This window comes from Staphylococcus sp. GDY8P54P (genome assembly GCF_017892645.1).
GTDB classification, from domain to species: Bacteria; Bacillota; Bacilli; order Staphylococcales; family Staphylococcaceae; genus Staphylococcus; species Staphylococcus ureilyticus.
Genome location: NZ_JAESLN010000017.1, coordinates 37594 through 44385 on the forward strand (window position 1 = coordinate 37594; position 6792 = coordinate 44385).

6 protein-coding genes are annotated in these 6792 nt (G+C 29.1%); all 6 read left to right on the forward strand.

Features of this window, described 5'->3' with window-relative positions; all coding sequences use genetic code 11:
• The first annotated feature begins 89 nt into the window (after positions 1 to 89).
• Positions 90 to 1277 carry a glycine C-acetyltransferase gene (locus tag KA883_RS07835; protein ID WP_046207675.1) on the forward strand — a complete coding sequence of 396 codons (1188 nt, stop codon included), beginning with the start codon at positions 90 to 92 and terminating at the stop codon, positions 1275 to 1277.
• Between the two features lie 195 nt (positions 1278 to 1472).
• Complete coding sequence (locus KA883_RS07840; RefSeq protein ID WP_046207674.1) at positions 1473 to 1967, forward strand: AAA family ATPase; 495 nt, start codon at positions 1473 to 1475, stop codon at positions 1965 to 1967.
• Positions 1968 to 2075: 108 nt separating this feature from the next.
• Complete coding sequence (locus tag KA883_RS07845) at positions 2076 to 2645, forward strand: GNAT family N-acetyltransferase (RefSeq protein WP_046207673.1); 570 nt, start codon at positions 2076 to 2078, stop codon at positions 2643 to 2645.
• A gap of 24 nt (positions 2646 to 2669) precedes the next feature.
• Positions 2670 to 3176, forward strand: a complete 507-nt coding sequence (locus KA883_RS07850; protein WP_070039462.1) for a GNAT family N-acetyltransferase — start codon at positions 2670 to 2672, stop codon at positions 3174 to 3176.
• Between the two features lie 220 nt (positions 3177 to 3396).
• Positions 3397 to 5736 (forward strand): CDP-glycerol glycerophosphotransferase family protein, encoded by a 2340-nt coding sequence (locus KA883_RS07855; RefSeq protein ID WP_210139942.1) that lies wholly within the window; start codon positions 3397 to 3399, stop codon positions 5734 to 5736.
• A gap of 25 nt (positions 5737 to 5761) precedes the next feature.
• A complete protein-coding gene (locus tag KA883_RS07860) occupies positions 5762 to 6724 on the forward strand; it encodes an accessory Sec system protein Asp2 (RefSeq protein WP_046207670.1) in 963 nt (320 codons plus the stop codon).
• Positions 6725 to 6792 lie beyond the last annotated feature (68 nt).

A 6792-nucleotide genomic window follows, 5' to 3' on the forward strand; every position in this document is an offset into this window, starting at 1 on the left:
TTTAATAAATCGTGTGATTCTACTTTCCTGATACAAGAAAATGGGTTATGATAGGATTAAATAGTAGATAACTCAAAGGGGGATTTCCAGTGGTACAGTCACTACATGGCTTTTTAGATGAAAATATTCAATATTTAAAAGATAATGGACTTTATAATGAAATTGATACAATTGAAGGTGCAAATGGACCAGAGATTAAAATAAACGGGAAAAACTATGTTAATTTGTCTTCAAATAACTATTTAGGACTTGCAACAGATGAAGATTTAAAACAAGCTGCCAAAGATGCCATAGACACTCATGGCGTAGGTGCAGGTGCAGTAAGATCTATTAACGGTACATTAGACCTTCATGACGAATTGGAAGAAACACTTGCGAAGTTTAAAGGTACAGAGGCAGCGATTGCATACCAATCAGGTTTTAATTGCAATATGGCAGCCATTTCAGCTGTGATGAATAAAAATGATGCTATCCTATCAGATGAATTAAACCACGCATCAATTATTGATGGATGTCGTTTATCTAAAGCGAAAATTATACGCGTCAACCATTCAGATATGGACGATTTACGCGCTAAAGCGAAAGAAGCTGTTGAATCTGGACAATACAATAAAGTAATGTATATTACTGACGGTGTATTTAGTATGGATGGCGATGTTGCTAAATTACCAGAAATCGTAGAAATTGCAGAAGAATTCGGTTTAATCACATATGTTGATGACGCACATGGCTCTGGTGTCATGGGCAATGGTGCAGGTACAGTGAAACATTTTGGCCTTCAAGATAAAATTGACTTTCAAATCGGTACATTATCTAAAGCGATTGGTGTTGTCGGTGGTTATGTAGCTGGTACACAATCATTGATCGATTGGTTGAAAGCACAATCAAGACCATTCTTATTCTCAACATCACTAGCGCCTGGTGATACAAAAGCCATCACTGAAGCTGTTAAGAAATTAATGGCATCAACAGAATTACACGACAAACTTTGGGAAAATGGTAATTACTTAAAAGATGGACTGAAAAAATTAGGTTTTGACATTGGTAATTCTGAATCACCAATTACACCAGTAATCATAGGTGACGAAAAAGAAACACAAGCATTTAGTAGCCGCTTAAAAGATGAAGGTATCTATGTGAAATCCATCGTCTTTCCAACAGTGCCTAAAGGTACGGGCCGTGTTCGTAATATGCCTACAGCTGCACATACAAAAGAAATGCTTGATCAAGCATTAGCGGCATATGAAAAAGTAGGTAAAGAACTAGGTACAATTTAACGCTAACTCCAATTTATAAAACGAATGAATATAAAAAATAAATGAAGCAACAAAATGCTAGACTGCTTATGTCCTATTTGTATGGATATAAAGGGTCTAGCTTTTTTGATTTTAATCACTTTGATAGGGTATAAGTTTAACACTTATGAAAGTATATAAATAAATCACAATTTATCTAGAGGATAAGGTGATACAATGACAAAACTAATATTATTAAGAGGTAACTCTGGTAGTGGCAAAACGACTATTGCCCGTAACTTACAAAGCATGTTGGGTAATGGTGTCATGCGCGTGGGTCAAGATGAAATAAGACGCCATATGTTAAACGTCTCAGATAGACCAGGCAATTTATCAATTGAGCTAATAAAATACATTACACTATTTGGCATAGCACATTGCAAATATGTTATTGTAGAGGGTATTTTCAACAAAGAAAAATATGGTAATATGTTACAGAGCATTATTTCAAGTACGCATATTAAAAGCTATATTTATTATTTCGACTTACCTTATGCAGAAACCGTGAGAAGACATCACTCAAAAACATATACGGATTTCAGTGCACAAAAACTTGCAAGCTGGTTTGTTAAAAAAGATACACTAAATATAAAAAATGAGAAATTGAGTACTGAAATGATGACACAAAATGATATACTCACGATGATTTTGAATGACCTTCATGACGAGTGAAAATCGTCCTTAGAAGCAGTTCATATTTTTAATAAATTAAAAGGTTGATTTTATGCCAAATGATGTTATAGTTTTGGTTGCTGACGCCTTATGTTAAGGGGTTTTTCAATGAAAAATAATTTAGGGTTGCATTTCACTACACAACGGCTTATCATTAGACCGTTAGAAGAAAATGATTATGAGTCATGGTTGTCAGGATTTGTTAATCGTTATCCTGCGCAATACAAGCATGATAAAGGCCAAGTCGACATGTCAGATGCCACGGAACCATGGTTTGCGGCAATGGTCTTAAAGCATCAACAAGCGATTAAAGATGATGATTTGTATATATTTGGCATCTTTGATAAAACTGGACGTCATCTTGGTATGCTTAACATTAAAAATTTAAGCCGCGATCAATTTCAATGGGCAGAAATCGGTTATTTTATCCATAATCAATACTGGCATCAAGGGTATGCTTATGAAGCTTTATCAGAACTTGTGAAACAAACGAAAGAGACTTTAAAGTTTCATAGAATAGAAGCACACATCAATTTGGATAATCAACCTTCTATTCAGTTAATTGAAAAATTAGGCTTTGAATTTGAATGTATTCGAAAAGGATTTATTTTCGAACATGGACAATGGACTGACAACTACGTGTATTATCTCAATACACATGACGAACCAATGGGATAGCAACTAAAAGGAAGGAGTGTCAACATGGTTGAATTTAGAGAGTTAACAATGGCTGACGAAACATTATATTGTGATTATATGAAAGAATGGATAGATCACGATGAAAAGGTAGTGCCTGAGATTACGAATATTACCAAATACAATAATTTTGAAGAAATTGTACATGAATTAGCAGATAACAAATCTAATGATGAGACAGTAGATAATACGACATTGTTTTTAATTGATGATGATAAGATTATTGGCGCTGCCAATATTCGCCATCATTTGAATGAAAAATTAAAAATTATTGGCGGCCATGTTGGCTACGGTGTTCGTAAGAGCTACCGAGGCAAGGGCTTTGGGAATAAAATTTTGAAAAAGTCATTAGACTACTTATCACGTATTGGCGTACAAGAAGCGCTGATTACTTGTGAAAAAGATAATGAAGCCTCTGCAGCTGTCATCTTACACAATGGTGGGGAAGAAATAGAATCTTCAACATTAGATGATGGCACAGTCGTTCGTCGCTTCCAGATAGAAATCGCATAAAATAGCATAATTATTAAAAGTTGCCATGTAAGAAAATGGCAACTTTTTTTATGTTTAAAATATTTAAAAATTGAAAATTTAATTCAAAAATGTAATATAACATAGATATAAATAAAATAATAATGTATAATTAGCAGAGTTTAGTTTATTTCGAAAATAACTTTTATTGAATTTAGGGAATTTTTAAAAGTAAAAAGATTAGGGAACGAAAGGTGAGAAAATGAATATTAATATATTGGGATACAATATCTTTGCCAAAGGAGGCACATCAAGAAGTAACATAAATTTAATAAAATCATTTTTGAAGAATGGTAATAATGTTAATTACTTTAATATATTAGATTTTGAAAGTGACGATATAACGCGCTTAATTATACATGAAGGTATAAATAATAATAATGTTCAGTTTTATAAATTTGATGATTTTATTAAAATCGCAGCAGGAGATTTACTAATTATCACAAGAGAAGAACTATTTATTTATGCTAAAGAGGTTAAACAAAAAAACAAAAAGATTAAAATAATTGGTGAAATTCATGGCCCATTAGAATATATAGATGACTCACTGGATTTAGGTTTAGAATACATTGATAGTATAAGAGTAAGTACAGATACTATAAAAGAAAAATTTATAGAGAAATATAAATATAACTCAGTGTTTTCCCAGTATGTAAATGCTGAACATATTGATCTCAAGAGAAAGCCTATAAATACGAAAAGAAATCTTTTAATAAAAGCAAGGTTCGAAGATAATATTAAAGATATTTCCTACGTAATAAAATTAATAAACTATATAGTAAAAAACACAGATAGAAATGATATTCAACTATATATTATAGGTTATGGTCCATCAGAATTATTGTATAAAAATTTAGTGAAATATTATAATTTACAAAATAATGTTCATATTAATGAAAAAGAACCGCTTAATTATATATATATTTCATCTTCACCATATGAAACGTTAGGTTATTCAATATTAGAAACATTAGCTAGAGGGAATAGAGCACTTATTTATCCTGGTGACGATAATGTTTTAGAAGAGGTCTATTCACAGTATAATGGTATTAAATTCCTAGAAAAAAATATTAGAAAAGATAGTGTATTAATCACTTCTATATTAGATAGTAAATATACAAAAACAGATCGTGAAGAAGATGTTCAGAAATTAAAAGCCACATTTTTAAATTCAAATTATAGTAGTGAATATGTTAATAATTTAAAAAATATAATTAACAATAATAACATGTCAAAAGAATTTTTCTTTAAAAATAAATATGGAAAGAAATTTGTACTTAAATCAAGGGAAAAGAATGAATTAAAAAACTTGAATAAGAAAAAAGAACAATTTAAAAAAATGAAATCTTTACCGATTTTAAATAAAATTTTTTCCAATAAGGTTTTAAATAATAAGTTAAAAGAGCATTATAAACAAAAAGAAACAAACTTGTATAAGCAAAAGCTAAATGAAATCATTCCACAAGCAAATAAAGTATTCATTGAATCATTCCATGGGAATAATTTCAGTGGTGATCCAAAGTATATAGCATTAGGCATTAAAAATTTCTTTAAAGATAAAGAAGTTTTTGTAAGTTCAATTAATTCACTTGTAGATATAGAAATTAGAAACCATGGGTTTAAACCTGTTAGATTTGGAAGTAAAGATTATATTGAAAAATTTAGAATGTCTAAATATATATTTATAAATGGTAATTCTTGGGATAAAGTATATAAGCATAAAGACCAAGTGTTTATTCAAACATGGCATGGTTTTCCGCTTAAAAAAATGGTTGGTGATTTAGGCAATAAAAAAGAAAGAAATCATCAATTATCACAGTTTAAACCAAGAATGTATAAATGGGATTATCTAATTACATCTTCAAATGTAAATAGTATGCTGTTAAGTTCTGCATTTCAACTACACGATAATAACGAATTAAAAGTATTGGAATATGGGGCGCCTAAAAATGAATATTTGCTAAAATTTCAAACAGATGAAGAATGGAGAAGATTACAAAGAAAATACCTATTCAAAGAAGATACGAGAAAGAAATATATATTATATTTTCCTACTTGGCGTAATCAAAAACGTAGCCAAGTGACTAGTATTGACTTAAAGCAATTATTGGGTTATTTACCAAATGAATATGAGATTATAGTTAAGTTGCATCCAAATGAAAGCTCATTAAGACCCAAATATAATAATTTAGATAAGAGAATACATTGCTTCTATAATGAATTTGTAGATATACAAGAATTATATATTCTTTCGGACATTATGATTACTGACTATTCATCAACTATTTTTGATTTTGCACATTTAAATAAACCGATACTTTTATTGCAAGAAGATACAGAAGATTACAAAAATAGTATTGGTTTTTATTTCAATATATTTGAATTAGGTGATTTTCCAATTGCATCTTTAAATGAGTATAAATTAGCTTTACAAATAAAACATATTAAAAATATTGATTACACTAAATTAATTAATAGATTAATGTCTTTAGATAGTGATGGTAGTACTTATAAAATACTGAAAGAAATATTTTATAAGTAAACATTAAATAAAAGGAATTGAATTTATGGATAATAGTTATATATATAAATTAAATGAAGAAATAATTTTTAATGATGAAAAGAGAATATTAATTGACACAGAGAGTAAACTAAATTATATAGAAATGGCAAGGAAAAGTACTGAAATACATGAAAAGTATAAAGATTTATTAAAAAATGATTATATTTTATATTTTCATCAAGGTACAATTTCAAAATTTTATAAAAGAGCATATGTTGAAGAATTATTTCAAAGAAAAGATTTAATAAAATCTAATGACATTTTTTATACTTTAGATAAACCTATAGATAGAAAAGTAAATAATGAAGTTCCTAAAAAACTTTTAGTAATATTTACTTGCATGCCAAATTCAAGTGATTATGATAGCTCATTAATGCCTAAAAGAATGTTTCCAAAGTTTTTTAATGGAATCGAAAGAAGTTTAGTTAAAAACGTATATACCATGAGAATAATGGATTTAAATGTCTCACATGGATCGCACTATATCAGTACATCTAATTTTCCAGATTATGAAAAGAATATACAACTTTCAATTTTAAATTTAATTGAAAAATTGAACATAAAAAAAGAAAATGTTGTTCTTTATGGAGGGTCTAAAGGAGGGACAGGTGCACTTTATCATGGAGCAGCACTCGATTTGAAGACATTAGCTGTTGATCCAATTGTAAATATTGGTGGAGACCTAGAACAAAATGATAGAAGGTTTATGAAAGGACTAAGACAGGAAGATTTAGTGCCGACAATTAATACAAACTTAAAAAAAAGTAATCGCTTTGAAAAACATATTATTTGTTGTGAAAACGTAAAATTATATTACAACCAAACAAATCGAATAGAGGAAAAACTTGTAAATAAAATACGTATGATAGATAACCATATTGTCAATCATCCTGATGTTTCAAGAAATAGTGTTCCTGAACAGTTGATGTTATTAAATAAAATGTTACTTAATAAAAAATTCGATTAATTATAAAAGCAAGTTTCATATTTGAAACTTGCTTTTTGTAATTGGATAAAAAACCATACGCTATGCGT

Excerpts from the sequence above, each read along its gene's own strand:
- KA883_RS07840 (WP_046207674.1), top strand. The coding sequence starts at position 1,473 with ATGACAAAACTAATATTATTAAGAGGTAACTCTGGTAGTGGCAAAACG.
- KA883_RS07845 (WP_046207673.1), top strand. The coding sequence starts at position 2,076 with ATGAAAAATAATTTAGGGTTGCATTTCACTACACAACGGCTTATCATT.
- KA883_RS07850 (WP_070039462.1), top strand. The coding sequence starts at position 2,670 with ATGGTTGAATTTAGAGAGTTAACAATGGCTGACGAAACATTATATTGT.
- KA883_RS07855 (WP_210139942.1), top strand. The coding sequence starts at position 3,397 with ATGAATATTAATATATTGGGATACAATATCTTTGCCAAAGGAGGCACA.
- KA883_RS07860 (WP_046207670.1), top strand. The coding sequence starts at position 5,762 with ATGGATAATAGTTATATATATAAATTAAATGAAGAAATAATTTTTAAT.